Origin of the sequence: Vibrio celticus (assembly GCF_024347335.1) — a bacterium.
In the GTDB taxonomy this organism is placed as follows: domain Bacteria; phylum Pseudomonadota; class Gammaproteobacteria; order Enterobacterales; family Vibrionaceae; genus Vibrio; species Vibrio celticus.
In genome coordinates this window covers 364817-381125 of record NZ_AP025463.1, presented here as the reverse complement: position 1 = coordinate 381125, position 16309 = coordinate 364817, and the positions used below count along the sequence as shown (strand labels likewise).

Below are 16309 nucleotides of genomic sequence, written 5' to 3'. Positions count from 1 at the left end.
CGATGGCTGTTCTTAAAGCAAAAAACCTAGCGAAAACCTACAGCAAGCGCAAAGTTGTTACCGATGTAAGCTTGCAGGTAGAGTCAGGCCAGATCGTTGGTCTGCTTGGGCCTAACGGTGCAGGTAAAACCACGTCTTTCTATATGATTGTTGGTCTGGTTGCGCGTGATGAGGGCACCATCAGCATTGATGACCGAGACATCAGTATCTTGCCAATGCACAGTCGCTCTCGTCTTGGTATCGGTTATCTGCCACAAGAAGCATCGATTTTCCGTAAGTTGTCAGTTGAGAACAACATCATGGCGGTATTACAAACCCGTGATGAGATGACCAATGAACAGCGTCAAGATAAGTTGGAAGACCTGCTTGAAGAATTCCACATCCAACATATCCGCACCAGTAATGGTATGGCTCTGTCGGGTGGTGAGCGTCGTCGTGTTGAGATTGCTCGCGCACTAGCAGCAAACCCGCAGTTCATTCTTCTGGATGAACCGTTCGCTGGTGTTGACCCGATCTCGGTTATCGATATCAAAAAAATCATTGTTCACCTACGCGATCGTGGCTTGGGCGTTTTGATTACCGACCACAACGTTCGTGAAACACTAGACGTATGTGAAAAAGCTTACATCGTAAGCCAAGGACACCTAATCGCTGAAGGTACTCCTGAAGATGTTCTCAATAACGAACAAGTTAAACAAGTTTATCTAGGCGAACAATTCCGTCTATGATTATATAGAGAGTATCGAGAGTTCTAAGAATAATAACTAGGTAAGTCACACTGAATGAAACCCTCATTACAACTTAAGCTAGGCCAACAGTTAGCAATGACTCCTCAATTGCAGCAAGCGATTCGTTTGTTGCAATTGTCTACTTTAGATTTGCAACAAGAGATTCAAGAAGCACTTGAATCTAACCCACTACTCGATGTCGAAGAAGGCAATGAAGACACGCCAACATCGGAAGAAAAACCTAGCAGTGACGAAAAAGAAACCGTTGAAGCCACAGAGCAAGACTTACCTGATAGTTCAGACTTAATCGAAAAATCAGAGATTGGCAACGAACTAGAAATCGACACAACTTGGGAAGACGTCTACAGCGCAAACACCGGTAATACAGGTATTGCAGTTGATGACGACATGCCTGTTTACCAAGGTGAAACCACTCAAAGCCTGCACGATTACCTACTTTGGCAACTCGATCTAACACCATTCACTGACACCGACCGAAGCATAGCTTTCGCGTTGATTGATGCCATCGATGACTATGGCTACCTCACTGTAACTTGTGAAGACATCCTTGAAAACTTCGACAATGAAGAGATCGAGCTTGATGAAATTGAAGCCGTGCGTAAACGAATTCAACAATTTGACCCGCTAGGTGTCGGGTCAATCAATCTGCAAGATTGCTTATTACTGCAACTGGCAACCTTCCCTCAAGATACTCCTTGGCTCAACGAAGCTAAGTTAGTACTTACTAGCCATATTGACCAACTTGGTAACCGTGATTACAAATTGGTTATCAAAGAGACCAAGTTGAAAGAAGCAGAACTACGTGAAGTTTTGCAGCTTATTCAACAGCTGGACCCTCGCCCTGGCAGTAAGATTACTCCGGATGAAACTGAGTATGTGGTCCCGGATGTATCTGTCTTCAAAGACCTTGGCAAATGGTTAGTGACCATTAACCCTGATAGCGTGCCTAAACTGAAAGTGAATCAGCAGTACGCTGATCTGGGTAGTAAAGGCAACAGCGCCGACAATCAATACATCCGCTCAAATTTGCAAGAAGCAAAGTGGCTAATTAAAAGCCTAGAGAGTCGAAATGAGACGCTACTCAAAGTTGCGCGATGCATTGTTGAACATCAACGTGATTTCTTCGAACATGGCGAAGAAGCGATGAAGCCAATGGTTCTGAATGATGTTGCGTTAGCTGTTGATATGCACGAATCCACGATCTCTCGTGTGACGACTCAAAAATTCATGCATACACCACGTGGAATCTTCGAACTCAAATACTTTTTCTCAAGCCATGTCAGCACTGACAATGGCGGTGAATGTTCATCGACAGCAATTCGCGCACTCATTAAGAAGCTTGTCGCAGCAGAAAACACCGCGAAACCTCTAAGTGATAGCAAGATTGCTGCTTTACTGGCTGACCAAGGAATTCAGGTAGCTAGACGTACGATAGCGAAATACCGTGAGTCTCTGGGCATTGCCCCTTCGAGTCAGCGTAAACGCCTGCTATAAGCTCATTTAGTCGCTATTTACTTAGCAACTATAATCAGGCAACCAACTGAAAAGGAAAGTCTATGCAAATCAATATTCAAGGCCATCACGTTGATCTTACCGATTCAATGCAAGACTATGTTCACACCAAATTCGACAAACTTGAACGCTTCTTTGATCATATCAATAGCGTACAGGTTGTTTTAAAAGTTGAGAAAATCAATCAAATCGCAGAAGCTACCCTGCATATAAATCAGGGGGAAATCCATGCGACAGCAACAGATGAAAGCATGTATGCCGCGATTGATTCATTGGTTGATAAACTCGTCCGCCAACTCAACAAGCACAAAGAAAAGCTAAGTAGTCACTAACATGCAATTAAGCGAAGTACTTTCATTGGACTGCACCAAAAGTGCAGTCCAATGCACAAGCAAAAAAAGAGCCCTTGAGCTCATCAGTCAGATCGCAGCAGAAAGCTGTGGTCAAGATTCAACAGAACTGTTTGAGTGCATGTTGAGCCGTGAGAAAATGGGCAGTACAGGTATTGGTAATGGCATTGCTATTCCCCATGCTCGTATGAATGTCAGTGATAAAGCGATTGCTGTATTACTGCAATGCCAAGATCCCATCGAATTTGATGCGATTGATAATCGTCCTGTCGACCTATTATTTGCCCTGCTTGTTCCAAGTGAACAGTGCAAGGAGCATCTAAAAACCCTTTCTTGTATGGCAGAACGACTTAACGACAAGCAAACTCTTAAACAGTTGCGTAATGCTCAAAGCGATCAAGAGCTTTACGACATCATGATTCAAGTGCCAACTTGCGAGCAATAACATGCGGTTAATCGTTGTTAGTGGCCAATCTGGGGCCGGTAAAAGTGTTGCGCTACGAGTCCTTGAAGACTTGGGGTATTACTGTGTCGATAACCTTCCAGTAAACTTGCTCAACGACTTCGTCGAGTCGGTACGCGAGATCAATCAAAACGTCGCGGTTAGCATTGATATTCGTAACCTACCGAAAGAGCCTCAGTTAGTCACAGAAATGCTAGAGCAGCTAGAGTCTGCAACCAACATTGATGTGAACGTCTTGTTCCTCGATGCAAGCAAGCAGACGTTACTCAAGCGCTACAGCGAAACACGCAGAATCCATCCTTTATCGATCGGCCAAGAAAAATTATCTCTTGAGCAAGCGATTGATTTGGAAAAGACACTCCTAACACCTCTCGCAGAGCAAGCCTGCATTGTGATTGATAGTAGTGACTGCAACCTCTACGAATTGAGCGAAAAGGTTCGATTTAAAGTTGAAGGCAAAGAGAAGCAAGAGCTAATCATTGTCTTTCAATCTTTCGGTTTTAAATACGGCCTACCAAGTGATGCCGACTATGTGTTCGACGTTCGCTTTTTGCCGAACCCTCACTGGGAACCAGCACTACGACCTTTAACAGGTCTTGATGCTCCAATTCACTCTTTTCTAGAAAAACACGCAGAAGTTCTTGAGCTCAAGCAACAGATCCAAGGCTTTGTTGAACAGTGGTTGCCAATGTTGGAGAAGAATAATCGCAGTTACCTAACGGTCGCGATTGGTTGTACTGGCGGTAAACACCGCTCGGTTTATCTAACTCAAAAAATTGGTGAGTACTTCGATCAACTAGGTCATCAAGTTCAAATCAGACACGCCTCCCTAGAGAAGCACCAACAGGGCTAACCATGGAATTAACTCGAACTGTACTGATCCAAAATCGCTTGGGTCTTCACGCTAGAGCAGCCGTAAAATTGGTTGAGCTTGCCCAAAGCTTTGATGCAACCATCACTATCCATAGCGAAGAAGATAAAATCGCAACTGCAGACAGTGTGATGGGGCTACTTATGCTGGAATCAGCGCAAGGGCAACATATTACTATTCAAGCTGCAGGCACCGATTCACAGCAAGCGCTTGATGCCGTCTGTCATCTCATTGAAGACAAGTTTGATGAGGGTGAGTAGCGAAAACGCTTCACTTACAACACATAATACTCAAACAGCGAACCAACCAATATTAAATCTTAGTTCTATCTAAGTTTATGATTTAAATAAGCCCCAGAATTAAGTTACTATTCCAAGCATTGTTAGAATAATGAGATAGGAGGAAAATATGGCAGAGCAATTAGAATTCGACCAAGCTCACCAAACCCTCCAAGAAGTCAGCGAAGCCCTAGAAAACGGCCGATTTGTTCACGTACGCCGACAACTTCAGGACATGGAACCTGAGGATATTGCACACCTTTTAGAAGCCTCCCCTCGCAAAAGTCGTGACGTACTCTGGCAACTCACCGATCCTGAAGACTACGGTGAAATTCTTGATGAACTAAACGAAGACGTCAAAGATGCTCTTGTGTCAAAAATGGCACCGGAGACCTTAGCAGAAGCAACCGAAGGTATGGAAACCGATGACGTTGCGTACGTACTTCGAAGCCTACCCGACGATGTTTCTCGCGAAGTCCTTTCTCAAATGGACTCCGTCGATCGTGCATTAGTTGAAACTGCCCTGTCGTACCCTGAAGATTCAGCGGGTGCGATCATGAATACCGACGTAATCACGATTCGTGGTGATGTCGATGTTGACGTTGTATTGCGCTACATGCGTATGCGTGGCGAACTGCCCGATGCAACTGATGCTCTGTATGTTATTGATGAAGAAGAACGTCTTATCGGTAACCTATCGCTTACCACACTGGTAACGACTCAGCCTGACGTGGCAGTTTCCGAAGTGATGGAGGATGCCGACGAAGCGATCGCGGTTGAAACCAGCGCTTCCGACATTGCGAGCCTGTTCGAACGTCGTAATTGGGTTTCAGCGCCAGTAGTCGATAGCAATCAACACCTTGTTGGTCGTATCACCATCGATGACGTGGTTGATGTTATCCGTGAAGATGCCGAGCACTCAATGATGAGTATGGCGGGTATGGACGATGACGAAGATACCTTCGCACCAGTAGTAAAATCCGCTCGTCGTCGTAGTGTGTGGTTAGGCGCAAATGTTTTGGCGGCACTCGCAGCAGCGTCTGTGTCTAATATGTTTGAGGCGACACTGAATGAGATGGCAGCCATCGCTGTTTTGATGACCATCGTACCGTCCATGGGTGGTGTTGCCGGTAACCAAACCGTCGCTCTAGTGATTCGTGGTTTAGCGCTTGGTCACATTGGTGACAGTAACAAACGCGAACTGTTACTCAAAGAAGCCTCTATCGGCTTCCTTAACGGCATTCTATGGGCCGTTATTATTGGCGGTATAGTGGTTGCTTGGAAAGGCAATTGGATACTGGGAGGCATCATATCAGCTGCAATGATGACCAACTTGATTGTCGCGGGTATCGCTGGTGTAACCATCCCTGTGATGCTGAAGAAGATGAATATCGATCCGGCATTGGCAGGTGGTATGGCACTCACTACCGTCACTGATGTTATTGGCCTATCCGTGTTCCTAGGCTTAGCGACCATACTGATCTAGTTAGCATAAGCAGTTAGCCAATTTTTGGCGAAATACAGAAAACAAAAAGGGAGCCATCGGCTCCCTTTTTTAATTCATCAGATTCGCTTTAATTGAATTACTCACCCGCGACTTTCATCGACTCAAGCAGGATAGAACCCGTTTGAATTTGCGAACGTGTTTCTACGTCGTTACCCACAGCAACAATCTGAGTAAACATGTCTTTTAGGTTACCAGCGATTGTTACTTCTGAGACTGGGTATTGGATCTCTCCGTTCTCAACCCAGAAACCCGCAGCGCCACGAGAGTAATCACCCGTTACGGTATTAACGCCTTGGCCCATCACTTCAGTCACTAGGAAGCCCGTACCCAACTCTTTTAGCATCTGCTCAAAGTTTTGGCCGGTCGATTTAACGAACCAGTTATGAATACCACCAGCATGGCCTGTTGGTGTCATGTCCATTTTACGTGCTGCGTAACTCGTCAGTAGATAAGTCGCCAGAACACCATCAGTGATGATTTCACGATCTTGAGTGAACACACCTTCGCTATCAAATGGGCTTGACGCCAAACCACGCAAGATATGTGGTCGCTCAGAAATGTTAAACCAGTCAGGTAGGATTTTCTGACCTAGATGATCCAATAGGAACGATGATTTACGGTAAAGATTACCGCCACTGATTGCCATCACAAGGTGACCAATCAAGCCAGTAGCAACATCGTTAGCGAACATAATTGGGTATTGGCCTGTTGGTAGCTTTTTCGCATCCAAACGGCTAATGGTCTTTTCTGCTGCTTCTTGACCTACGCGCTCAGGCGTCCATAGCTCATCACGGTGACGTGCAACGGTGTAGCTGTAGTCTCGCTCCATCTCACCGTTAGCGCCTTGTCCAATTACACAGCAGCTCGTGCTATGGCGACTTGAAGCGTAGCTTGCTAGTAAGCCATGGCTGTTACCATAAACCTTAACGCCATAGTGGCTATCGTAGCTTGCACCATCACTCTGTTTGATCTTGTCGCTATAAGCTAACGCTTGCTTCTCAGCAGCAATTGCAATCTCAGCGGCATAGTCAGGGTTTGGTTCATCAGGGTGGAAAAGATCCAAGTCTGGAATTTCTTTTACCATGTATTCTTTTGCTGCCGGACCTGCAAATGGGTCTTCAGACGTGTACTGAGCGATATCAAGCGCAGCCGCGACTGTTTGAGCAATAGCCTTTTCACTCAGATCAGATGTAGATGCGCTGCCTTTTTTCTGGCCGCGATAAACAGTAATACCTAGCGCACCATCACTATTAAATTCAACGTTTTCCACTTCACACATACGTGTTGAAACACTTAAACCCGTTGACTTAGTAATAGCGACCTCAGCTGCGTCTGCACTCACTGATGCCATATCCAACGCTTTAGCTACTGCGGCTTCTAGCTCAACTCTTTGCTGGGCGACTTGCTGTTTTACATCCATATCTATTCTAATTTTTTAGGTCAATATTACGTAGGATAACAAGAATTTCGCTTTCTCCCCAAGATTCTTGCTAAAATAGGCAATATATTCGTTTGAGATAGTGACATAGGCAGAAAAGATGGCTCGCAAAAACCAAAAAGCCCCATGGGAACCAGAAGAAGAAATCATCTGGGTAAGTAAGACAGAAATGAAAACGGACATGGATGCCCTGCAAAAGCTGGGAGAAGAGCTTGTTGGTCTAAAGCCTTCTGTATTAGACAAATTTCCGCTGTCTGAAGATTTGGCACAAGCGATTAAAGATGCACAACGCTTTAAAAATGAAGCGAAGCGTCGTCAACTTCAATACATTGGTAAAGTAATGCGTAATGTCGATCCTGAGCCAATTCAAGCGGCTTTGGATAAAGTACGTAACAAACACTCACAAGCAACAGTTGAACTGCACAAACTAGAGCAACTGCGTGACCGCGTTGTTGCTGAAGGCGATGCTGCCATTTCAGACGTGATGGATATGTACCCTGAAGCAGACCGTCAGCGTCTTCGTCAGCTAGCTCGTCAAGCTAACAAAGAGAAAGCGGCAAATAAACCGGCTAAGTCTTCTCGTGAAATCTTCCAAATCTTAAAAGAGCTAAAGCTAGGCGACTAATCTTCGTCTCCCTTTACTCAGAAAGATAGTAAAAGACCTAGCACATGCTAGGTCTTTTTGTATTCGACGCTCTCAATATTAAGAAGTACTCAATATCAGGACTCAGTCGTTATTCTCCGGCTCGAACAAAGGAACTCAATTCGCCTTGTGGGTGATCGGCCGTTAGCGCATCTATCGAGTCTTCGACTAAAACCTTACCCAGTGCCACAAACACAAACTTGTTCGCGATACTGCGCGCATCACCTAAGTGGTGTGTCACCATCAAAACAGTAATGTTTCGCTCTGCTGCTAATCGCTTAACTAAGCTAAGCATCTCTTCACGAAGCAAAGGATCAAGCGCTGAAAAGGGCTCATCAAGCAGCCAAATATCATGCGGTTGCACAAAACATCGAGCTAGCGCAACACGCTGACGTTGACCGCCCGATAAATGCTCCGGCAATCTATCCAAATACTCCGCGACCCCAACTTGTACAGCTGCTTGCTCAACTTCAAGCTTTTGGGTTGCCGTAAGCTTTAACCCAGGATGCAGCCCCAAACCAATATTTTCACGCACGGTGAGATGGGCAAACAAGTTATGCTCTTGGAACAACATAGCTAATGGGCGTTGATGCGCCTCTTTGCCTATCAAAGATTGTCCTGCTACAGATATCTCACCCGATGTAGGCTCAATAAAACCAGCAACCAGCGCTAGCAGTGTTGATTTACCCGCACCACTAGGCCCCATCAATGCAACAATGTCGCCCTGCTCTGCTTGAAAATCAAAACTAAACAACTCTCGGTGATAGTGGTAGTCCACATCTTTCATCACTAACATCATCGGTTCCTTAACCCTTTAGCATCTAGCCTTGAGTTTCGAGTAAATAAAAATTCAATCAGACTAAAACTACCGACACTCAACAACAGCAGACTTACCGAAACAACGGCTGCGGCTTCCATCTGATAGCTGCCTAGCAATTGGAATAGATACAAAGGTAGTGTTCTAAAATCATGACTGCCAAACAAGGCAATCGCACTTAAATCTCCCATTGCAAGCATGAAGCTAATTGAGAATGCGTGTGCCATAGGTTTACGTAATGCTCGCCATTCCACGAGTCTGAATCGGGTGAAGCCCGTCATCCCTAAGCTCGCACACACATACTGATACTGCTGAGACAGGTGCAGCATAGGTTGAGCTAAGGTTTTAATCACGTAAGGCAGCGCCATCAAGCTATTCACGGCAATCACAATAAAGAAAGCCAAGCTGAATACATCGGTAAATGAACGCAGCAATAAGAAAAGACCAGTACTGATGACTAGACCCGGCGTCACTAAGATAATAGTGCCAATCAGTTCGATTTTATCGGCTCGAAAATTCTTATTCTGCAAGCGCCATGCACGACTGGTCAGCAGTATCGCAATACCAATAAAAACGGCGATAACACTGGCCAAAGAAGCGACACGAACTGAGGTCATTAACGCCGCCCAAAACGGTTCACTCCTGAGTACCGTCAATGCTTGTGAATTAATACCACTAAAGATAACCATGGCTAATGGCGGCAATACCAGCATTGAGACTACGATGATCCAAAAGCTATCCCAAGCTTTTGACCACCAGCTGTCCTTAACCAAATATTTCTCTTCCGACAGCTGGCTGGCTGTCACAGAGATTGGCTTAGACAGGCGCTGAATACTCACCGCTAACACACCACACAGTAGCATTTGCCATATTGCGAGTAACGCACCCGCCTGTAAGTCAAAGTCGAACTTAATCGCTTGATAGATGGCTAGTTCAATAGTGGTCGATTTCGGACCTCCACCAAGAGCCATCACTGTTGCAAAGCTGGTGAAGCACAACATGAAAACTAAACCACAAACATGTGGTAGTTGTTGTCTTAAACGCGGCCATTCGACCCATTTAAATTTATTCCAATGACTCATACCCAAATGAGCACACAACTTATGTTGCTCGGCAGGCACGGTATCCAAACCCTGTAAAAGCAGGCGGCTAGCATAAGGCAGATTAAAGAAGACATGCGCCAGCAAAATGCCATTCAAACCATAAATCGAGAATGGTAATTCAATGTCGAAGTTAGCCAAAAATTTAGCTAACCAGCCACTGTTGCCATAAATCGCGAGCAAGCCAAATACACCGACCAACACAGGCAGAACCAAAGTCGACGCGAACAGTCTTAACAACAAAGCTCGTCCAAAAAATTGCCTGCGACACAGAGCGTGAGCAACGGGTATAGCAAAGCCAACACTCAGCACAGTTGAGAGTATCGCTTGATAAAAACTGAATTTCGTTACATGCCAATAGTAAGGATCTGACCATACTTGGCTGATATCAAGAGAAGGGGCATTGCTAAGCAATGCCCCAACTGCTGAAACCACGAAGGCGGTAATGAGTATCGCAACCCAGATCCCGACCGTAGGTGTTTTCTTTATCATAAATTAATTATTTACCGTAAATGGCCCAAACATCACGAATGAGCCTTTAAGTACAGGACGCTCATCTTTTTAATAGTAAGTTAAAAAGTAAGTGCACTCTGCCATTCGCGAATCCAAGGCTTGCGCTTAGCGGCAATTTCTTCAGGCGTAAAGCTCAGAGCTTTCTGCGGTACCGTTAACTGCTCGAACCCTTTTGGTAGTTCGATGCCAGTCACTGGGTACATCCAGTTGCCCGTTGGCATCGCTGATTGGAATTCGTCACTTAGGATAAATGCCATAAACTCATCGGCAAGTTTTTCGTTCTTACTGCCTTTGACCTTAGCTGCCACTTCCACTTGAGTGTAATGACCTTCTTCAAAGCTTGCTGCTGCGTACTTAGAATCACTTTCTGCAATGATGTGGTAAGCCGGAGAAGTCGTGTAAGACAAGACTAAGTCCGACTCGCCTTCTAAGAACATAGAGTAAGCTTCAGACCAACCTTTAGTCACAGTAACCGTTTTCTGAGCGAGCTTCTTCCACGCCGCTGTCGCTTCATCACCGTAAACAGACTTCATCCATAGCATCATGCCTTGACCTGGCGTTGAAGTACGTGGGTCTTGGTAAATAACCTTGAGGTCATCACGTTGCTCAACCAGCTCTTTCAAACTCTTAGGCGGGTTGGCTAATTTCTCTTTGTTATAGATAAACGCAAAGTAACCAAAATCATAAGGAACAAAGGTGCTGTCGTTCCAACCGTTAGGAAGTGTCACTGATGACGTATCAACACTGTGCTCAGCCAATAAGCCCGTCGCTTTCGCCTCAGCCATTAGATTGTTATCTAGGCCTAACACGATGTCTGCTTTGCTGTTACCACCTTCAAGACGCAAGCGGTTAAGAATAGACACGCCATCTTCTAGCGCGACAAAATTCACATCACAGCCACACTTTTCTTCAAATGCTTTTTCAACGGCAGGACGAGGGCCCCAATCCGCAGCAAAAGAATCATAGGTATATACAGTTAGAGTATTGTCTGCAGCAACGGCAGAAAAAGAGATGGCTGTAGTAACAGCAAGAGTTGTTAATGTGAATTTCACTGGACGCTCTCCATGGTCTGAGCGGCACAGGTTTGAGGGAGGAGAACGGTAGAAGTTGGTCCTAACTCAATTCCTACGCCAGCATTATCTGGTTCAGGTTTACGGGTCCCAAGCACTTGCTTGATCTCAGCTCGCATTCATTATTTGAATGGTTCGCTCCCCGATGAGTGTTCAGAATTGTAATTCGAATTTTAACAATAAGCTATCAAGTTTGGATCAATTACGTTGATCGTAACCCCAACGTGGCACTAAACCTTGCTCAATACCAAGATGATCCAAAATACGCGCCACCATAAAATCGACTAGATCTTCGATCGACTTAGGTTGGTGATAAAAACCCGGAGCCGCAGGCATGATCGTCACACCCATGGTCGAGAGTTTGTGCATATTCTCGAGATGCAGCGTAGAAAATGGCGTCTCACGAACCACCAACAGCAGCTGGCCTCGCTCTTTCATAACCACGTCTGCTGCTCGCTCTATCAGGTTATCTGATAGGCCATGAGCAATTGAAGCTAAGCTTCCCGCAGAACATGGACACACCACCATTTGCTTCGGTGCTGCAGAGCCAGAGGCAACCGGTGAGAACCAATCATCTTTGCCACACACCACCAGCTTTTCTGGGTCGCAACCTAAATGCTTAACCAAAGCTTGTTTCGCAGCATCTGGCCCAGCAGGTAACTTAAGTTCATGCTCAGTCGCCAACACCACTCGCGCTGCCGACGATATCAACAAATAAACCTGATAATCTGCCGCCAATAGGCATTCAAGTAAGCGCAGTCCATAAGGCGCACCAGATGCGCCTGTGAAAGCAAGGGTTATAGCTTGATCGTGTTTTGTCATGTTCTCAATTACTTCAAATTATAAGGTCTTGGATGCCGTTAGCCCTTGAGTGCCAACGCATCCAACAGTTTTTGGTGAATACCACCAAAGCCACCATTACTCATTACCAAGATTTGGTCGCCCGCTTGTGCCTCTGAGACAATTTTAGCAACGAATGCGTCCATGTCATCACTCACGTGTGCGGGTTGATGGCACGCATCGGCCACGTCTTGTACAGACCAATCAATGTTATCCGGTTGGAATAAGTAGGTAGAATCCGCCTGCTTGAGCGAATCAGCCAAGGTTTCTTTGTGCACACCACGCTTCATGGTGGCAGAACGAGGCTCTAAAACGGCAATGATTTTCTTTGTGTCGACCTTATTACGTAAGCCGCCGAGCGTAAGTTCAATTGCCGTTGGGTGATGAGCAAAATCGTCATAGACAGAAACGCCTGCCACTTCGCCTTTAAACTCTAAGCGACGCTTGGTATTAATGAACGTCGCCAGTGATCCACATCCTAAATCAGGCGTGACACCAACATGTCTTGCCGCCGCAATCGCCATCAAAGCATTGTTGACGTTATGATCGCCAACCAAATCCCAATCTACGGTTCCAACACATTCGCCTTGGAAGTACACCTCAAATTTAGAGCCGTCTTTAACTAACTTCTTGGCATTCCAATCACCGAGTTCACCACTCGACTCAGTTTCACTCCAGCAGCCACGGGATAACACATCTTGGATCGCGGTATCTTGCTTCGGTGAGAAAATACGGCCATTACTTGGCACTGTGCGAACCAAATGATGGAACTGTCGCTTGATTGCCTCAAGATCATCAAAGATATCTGCATGATCGAATTCGAGATTGTTCATCACTAACGTTCTTGGGTGGTAGTGAACAAACTTAGATCGTTTATCAAAGAAAGCACTGTCGTATTCGTCAGCTTCAACCACGAAGAACATGCTTTCACCAAGGCGAGCTGAGATACCAAAATTACCCAACACACCACCGACAAGAAAACCCGGTGCGTAACCACAGTCTTCAAGGATCCAAGCCAGCATGCTCGATGTTGTTGTCTTACCATGCGTTCCGGATACCGCCAGAACCCAACGCTCATGCAACAAGAACTCTTGCAACCACTGCGGCCCTGAGGTGTATCTAAGGTTGTTATCCAATACATACTCAACACACGGGTTACCACGGCTCATCGCATTGCCAATGACCACTAAGTCAGGTCTTGGTTCTAACTGGCTCGGGTCGAACCCTTCAATAATCTCAATCCCCTGAGACTCCAACAAGGTGCTCATTGGAGGATAAACATTCGCGTCACTACCAGTAACCTTGTGACCTAATTGACGAGCCAATACCGCAGCACCACCCATGAAGGTGCCACAAATTCCTAAGATATGAATATGCATAAATTGCTTCCAAACGCTTGGCTAAATAAACGATGCCTAATTAAAACGGCTTGCACTCATTATCATTAAATGGCGATTAAAAGCGAGCGGCAATGCAAAACAAATTGAGTCGACATTGTAAGTGAGATCTGTGTCGCTTAGTTCATTACCATTAAAAAGATCTAACCTTTAGAATTTAGGTAAGCGTCTAGATGAATAAAGCCCACTCAAGAGGCCGAATCTACAGTGCTCAAATCCCCCCTAATATTGAGAGAAGTTTAAGGAAATAACATGTCTGAGATGCGCACCCTTGGTGAGTTCATTGTTGAGAAACAGAGTGACTTCCCCCATGCAAGCGGTGATCTATCATCCCTTTTGTCGTCTATTCGACTTGCTGCAAAAATTGTTAACCGTGAGATCAACAAGGCTGGCCTAGTCGACATCACTGGCGCTGTTGGTACAGACAACGTGCAAGGTGAAGAGCAACAAAAGCTAGACCTTTACGCGAACGACAAATTTAAAGCGGCTCTAGAAGCTCGTGACCAAGTTTGTGGTGTTGCAAGTGAAGAAGAAGACGAAGCTGTCGCCTTCAATAAAGAGCTCAACAAAAACGCAAAATACGTTGTACTGATGGATCCACTAGATGGCTCTTCAAACATCGATGTGAATGTATCGGTTGGTACAATTTTCTCTATCTACCGTCGAGTATCACCGATCGGTACTCCACCAACACAAGAAGATTTCCTACAGCCAGGACACAAGCAAGTAGCCGCGGGTTACGTGATTTACGGTTCTTCAACCATGCTTGTATACACAACAGGTGCTGGCGTAAATGGCTTCACCTACGACCCATCACTGGGTACCTTCTGCCTGTCTCATGAAAACATGATGATTCCAGATGAAGGTAAGATTTATTCCATCAACGAAGGTAACTACATCCGCTTCCCTACGGGTGTTAAGAAATACATCAAGTACTGCCAAGAGAATGAGCCAAGCGACAACCGCCCTTACACATCACGTTACATCGGTTCTCTAGTTTCAGATTTCCACCGTAACCTGCTGAAAGGCGGCATCTACTTGTACCCAAGCACGCAAAGTCACCCTCAAGGTAAACTGCGCCTGCTTTATGAGTGCAACCCAATAGCTTTCCTTATGGAACAAGCGGGCGGCATAGCTTCAGACGGTGCTCAACGTATCATGGATATCAAACCAACTGAGCTACACCAACGTGTACCTTTCTTTGTTGGCTCAACAGACATGGTTCGCAAAGTAGAAGAGTTTCTTGAGTTGAACCGAGACTAAAACCCTCGTTCATTTCTCAAAATAGCGTCATTAAAAAAGCCAGCATTTGAAGTGACCCCATAAAGTTGGACATTTCTGTTAAGCGGCTTTCAAGGCCTGAGTTCGATATTCTATCGGAGTCAGGCCTTTTAGTTTCACTTTTATACGTTTGGTATTGTAGTACTCGATGTATTCTTTAATTTGCTCTATCAGAGCATCTGCATCTTCAAAGCTTTGGTTGTGATACATCTCGGTTTTGAGTAAAGCAAAAAAGTTTTCAGCAACAGCATTATCCAAGCAGTTACCTTTTCTCGACATGCTTTGCGTTAACCCACTCTCCGCTACCTTTTTCTGATACTGTCGATGGCGATATTGCCAACCTTGATCGCTGTGTATAATTGGCTTTGAGTTGGGTTTAAGCGTTGATATAGCCTCCGTCAGCATATCCGTGACAAGCGGCAAGCAGGCATTTTTGGCCACTCTATAAGCTACCACTTCCTGAGTAAACAAGTCGACAACGGGAGACAAGTATACTTTCTGCTCTTTGACTTTGAACTCCGTGACATCAGTTACCCACTTTTCATCGGGTTGAGTCGCACTAAAATCTCTTTCAAGCACGTTGGGAGCAGCTTTCCCTGACTCTCCTCGGTATGAACGATACTTTTTAATCCTGACCGTCGATTTAAGGTTTAGCTGAGCCATAAGCCTTTGAACCGTTTTGTGATTAAGCGCGACCCCCTGATTTTTTAGTTCTAAATGAATACGACGATAACCGTATCGGCCCTTATGTTCATGATAAATTGACTTTATCAACCGCAGCTCACGTTCGTAGCTATTTGGGCGCTTGCTCGTTTGAGCCTGATAATAAAAGACACTTTTTGACAGCTGTAGAGTCTGCAGTAAGTGCTTCAACGGGTACTTGCCTTTAAGAGTTAGAGCTATGACCGCTTTTTCTTTGTTCGACGGTTTTTTTCCTGCTCCAACTCTTCCAACTTTTTTAAAACAGCATTCTCGGTTCGTAAGTAGACTAACTCCTCTTTTAGCTCCTCAAGTGTCATTTCATTATCAGGCTTAGTGGTTCGTTGAGGTTGCTGTTTCATTGAGGGTCTTCCTTTCTGGCGCATTTTGAGCCCCTTGATACCGAGCTCATTAAATCGTTTGAGCCAGGCAGACAGTGTCCCAGGGATGAGAGGTTTAATACTGCGCTAGTGTGCGTGAGAGACCATTCATTCGTCCACATTAAATTCAATGCTTTTCGTTTTGTTTGAGCAGTCGCGGCATGCTTAGTTGGTAAAAATGAATCAGTACCATGGATGGCAAAGACTTGAGCCCAATACCGTATCTGCCTTGAAGAAATTGAATATTGTTTTGCTAAGTAGAGAGATGACGTGCCATCTAAGTATTGCTTAGCAATGATACATTTTAGCTCTCGGCTATATTTGGACATAAAAAGACCCCCAATAATTGGTGTCCAACTATTGGGGGTCAGTTCAATTCACATGCTGGCTTTTTGTTTGGT

Annotated in this window: 15 protein-coding genes, 2 pseudogenes and 1 riboswitch; of the genes and pseudogenes, 9 read left to right on the top strand and 8 right to left on the bottom strand. The window is 45.3% G+C overall.

From position 1 onward, the window contains the following. Nucleotides 1–2: 2 nt before the first annotated feature. The 7 genes from lptB (at nucleotide 3) to mgtE (ending at nucleotide 5709) form a co-directional block, all read left to right on the top strand. The gene (gene lptB, locus OCV19_RS01825) at nucleotides 3–728 is read left to right on the top strand and encodes an LPS export ABC transporter ATP-binding protein (RefSeq protein ID WP_004735304.1); all 726 of its coding nucleotides are present in this window, start codon (nucleotides 3–5) and stop codon (nucleotides 726–728) included. Nucleotides 729–782: 54 nt separating this feature from the next. After that, nucleotides 783–2243 carry an RNA polymerase factor sigma-54 gene (locus tag OCV19_RS01820; RefSeq protein WP_019821454.1) on the top strand — a complete coding sequence of 487 codons (1461 nt, stop codon included), beginning with the start codon at nucleotides 783–785 and terminating at the stop codon, nucleotides 2241–2243. 62 nt (nucleotides 2244–2305) lie between these two features. Then, on the top strand, nucleotides 2306–2593 hold the full coding sequence (gene hpf, locus OCV19_RS01815) for a ribosome hibernation promoting factor (protein ID WP_009847742.1): 288 nt from the start codon (nucleotides 2306–2308) through the stop codon (nucleotides 2591–2593). 1 nt (nucleotide 2594) lies between these two features. Further along, a complete protein-coding gene (gene ptsN, locus OCV19_RS01810) occupies nucleotides 2595–3056 on the top strand; it encodes a PTS IIA-like nitrogen regulatory protein PtsN (RefSeq protein WP_004738707.1) in 462 nt (153 codons plus the stop codon). A 1-nt stretch (nucleotide 3057) separates the two neighbouring features. Then, entirely contained in the window at nucleotides 3058–3927 is an 870-nt protein-coding gene (gene rapZ, locus OCV19_RS01805) for an RNase adapter RapZ (protein ID WP_048659269.1), read from the top strand. A 2-nt stretch (nucleotides 3928–3929) separates the two neighbouring features. After that, complete coding sequence (locus OCV19_RS01800; protein ID WP_048659270.1) at nucleotides 3930–4205, top strand: HPr family phosphocarrier protein; 276 nt, start codon at nucleotides 3930–3932, stop codon at nucleotides 4203–4205. 148 nt (nucleotides 4206–4353) lie between these two features. Further along, a complete protein-coding gene (gene mgtE / locus OCV19_RS01795; protein WP_065676347.1) occupies nucleotides 4354–5709 on the top strand; it encodes a magnesium transporter in 1356 nt (451 codons plus the stop codon). Between the two features lie 97 nt (nucleotides 5710–5806). Here mgtE and pmbA read toward each other — a convergent pair whose 3' ends face one another. Beyond that, a complete protein-coding gene (gene pmbA / locus OCV19_RS01790; RefSeq protein ID WP_017058910.1) occupies nucleotides 5807–7150 on the bottom strand; it encodes a metalloprotease PmbA in 1344 nt (447 codons plus the stop codon). Nucleotides 7151–7268: 118 nt separating this feature from the next. Here pmbA and yjgA point away from each other — a divergent pair, with 118 nt between their 5' ends. Then, entirely contained in the window at nucleotides 7269–7793 is a 525-nt protein-coding gene (gene yjgA / locus OCV19_RS01785; RefSeq protein WP_065676348.1) for a ribosome biogenesis factor YjgA, read from the top strand. A 109-nt stretch (nucleotides 7794–7902) separates the two neighbouring features. Here the strand turns inward: yjgA and thiQ are convergent, their stop codons facing one another. From thiQ to mpl, 5 genes are all read right to left on the bottom strand, one after another. Further along, complete coding sequence (gene thiQ, locus OCV19_RS01780) at nucleotides 7903–8607, bottom strand: thiamine ABC transporter ATP-binding protein (RefSeq protein WP_065676349.1); 705 nt, start codon at nucleotides 8605–8607, stop codon at nucleotides 7903–7905. Beyond that, nucleotides 8607–10220, bottom strand: coding sequence for a thiamine/thiamine pyrophosphate ABC transporter permease ThiP (gene thiP, locus OCV19_RS01775; RefSeq protein ID WP_065676350.1), 1614 nt, complete (start codon nucleotides 10218–10220; stop codon nucleotides 8607–8609). The genes thiQ and thiP overlap by 1 nt, the downstream gene beginning before the upstream one ends. 80 nt (nucleotides 10221–10300) lie before the next feature. Then, entirely contained in the window at nucleotides 10301–11293 is a 993-nt protein-coding gene (gene thiB / locus OCV19_RS01770) for a thiamine ABC transporter substrate binding subunit (RefSeq protein WP_065676351.1), read from the bottom strand. 53 nt (nucleotides 11294–11346) lie between these two features. Continuing rightward, nucleotides 11347–11466, bottom strand: a riboswitch (TPP riboswitch). Nucleotides 11467–11509: 43 nt separating this feature from the next. Next, nucleotides 11510–12133 carry a flavin prenyltransferase UbiX gene (locus OCV19_RS01765; RefSeq protein WP_065676352.1) on the bottom strand — a complete coding sequence of 208 codons (624 nt, stop codon included), beginning with the start codon at nucleotides 12131–12133 and terminating at the stop codon, nucleotides 11510–11512. Nucleotides 12134–12171: 38 nt separating this feature from the next. Further along, on the bottom strand, nucleotides 12172–13530 hold the full coding sequence (gene mpl, locus OCV19_RS01760; RefSeq protein ID WP_065676353.1) for a UDP-N-acetylmuramate:L-alanyl-gamma-D-glutamyl-meso-diaminopimelate ligase: 1359 nt from the start codon (nucleotides 13528–13530) through the stop codon (nucleotides 12172–12174). Nucleotides 13531–13800: 270 nt separating this feature from the next. Here mpl and fbp point away from each other — a divergent pair, with 270 nt between their 5' ends. Further along, on the top strand, nucleotides 13801–14811 hold the full coding sequence (fbp, locus tag OCV19_RS01755; protein WP_017097551.1) for a class 1 fructose-bisphosphatase: 1011 nt from the start codon (nucleotides 13801–13803) through the stop codon (nucleotides 14809–14811). Nucleotides 14812–14889: 78 nt separating this feature from the next. Here fbp and OCV19_RS01750 read toward each other — a convergent pair. Both OCV19_RS01750 and OCV19_RS01740 read right to left on the bottom strand, forming a co-directional pair. Further along, a pseudogene (locus tag OCV19_RS01750) lies at nucleotides 14890–15762 on the bottom strand (IS3 family transposase); the annotation flags it as partial. Next, nucleotides 15729–16237: pseudogene (locus OCV19_RS01740) on the bottom strand (helix-turn-helix domain-containing protein). The pseudogenes OCV19_RS01740 and OCV19_RS01750, both read right to left, overlap by 34 nt. Nucleotides 16238–16309 lie beyond the last annotated feature (72 nt).

Excerpts from the sequence above, each read along its gene's own strand:
- lptB (WP_004735304.1), top strand. The coding sequence starts at position 3 with ATGGCTGTTCTTAAAGCAAAAAACCTAGCGAAAACCTACAGCAAGCGC.
- OCV19_RS01820 (WP_019821454.1), top strand. The coding sequence starts at position 783 with ATGAAACCCTCATTACAACTTAAGCTAGGCCAACAGTTAGCAATGACT.
- hpf (WP_009847742.1), top strand. The coding sequence starts at position 2,306 with ATGCAAATCAATATTCAAGGCCATCACGTTGATCTTACCGATTCAATG.
- ptsN (WP_004738707.1), top strand. The coding sequence starts at position 2,595 with ATGCAATTAAGCGAAGTACTTTCATTGGACTGCACCAAAAGTGCAGTC.
- rapZ (WP_048659269.1), top strand. The coding sequence starts at position 3,058 with ATGCGGTTAATCGTTGTTAGTGGCCAATCTGGGGCCGGTAAAAGTGTT.
- OCV19_RS01800 (WP_048659270.1), top strand. The coding sequence starts at position 3,930 with ATGGAATTAACTCGAACTGTACTGATCCAAAATCGCTTGGGTCTTCAC.
- mgtE (WP_065676347.1), top strand. The coding sequence starts at position 4,354 with ATGGCAGAGCAATTAGAATTCGACCAAGCTCACCAAACCCTCCAAGAA.
- pmbA (WP_017058910.1), bottom strand. The coding sequence starts at position 7,150 with ATGGATGTAAAACAGCAAGTCGCCCAGCAAAGAGTTGAGCTAGAAGCC.
- yjgA (WP_065676348.1), top strand. The coding sequence starts at position 7,269 with ATGGCTCGCAAAAACCAAAAAGCCCCATGGGAACCAGAAGAAGAAATC.
- thiQ (WP_065676349.1), bottom strand. The coding sequence starts at position 8,607 with ATGTTAGTGATGAAAGATGTGGACTACCACTATCACCGAGAGTTGTTT.
- thiP (WP_065676350.1), bottom strand. The coding sequence starts at position 10,220 with ATGATAAAGAAAACACCTACGGTCGGGATCTGGGTTGCGATACTCATT.
- OCV19_RS01765 (WP_065676352.1), bottom strand. The coding sequence starts at position 12,133 with ATGACAAAACACGATCAAGCTATAACCCTTGCTTTCACAGGCGCATCT.
- mpl (WP_065676353.1), bottom strand. The coding sequence starts at position 13,530 with ATGCATATTCATATCTTAGGAATTTGTGGCACCTTCATGGGTGGTGCT.
- fbp (WP_017097551.1), top strand. The coding sequence starts at position 13,801 with ATGTCTGAGATGCGCACCCTTGGTGAGTTCATTGTTGAGAAACAGAGT.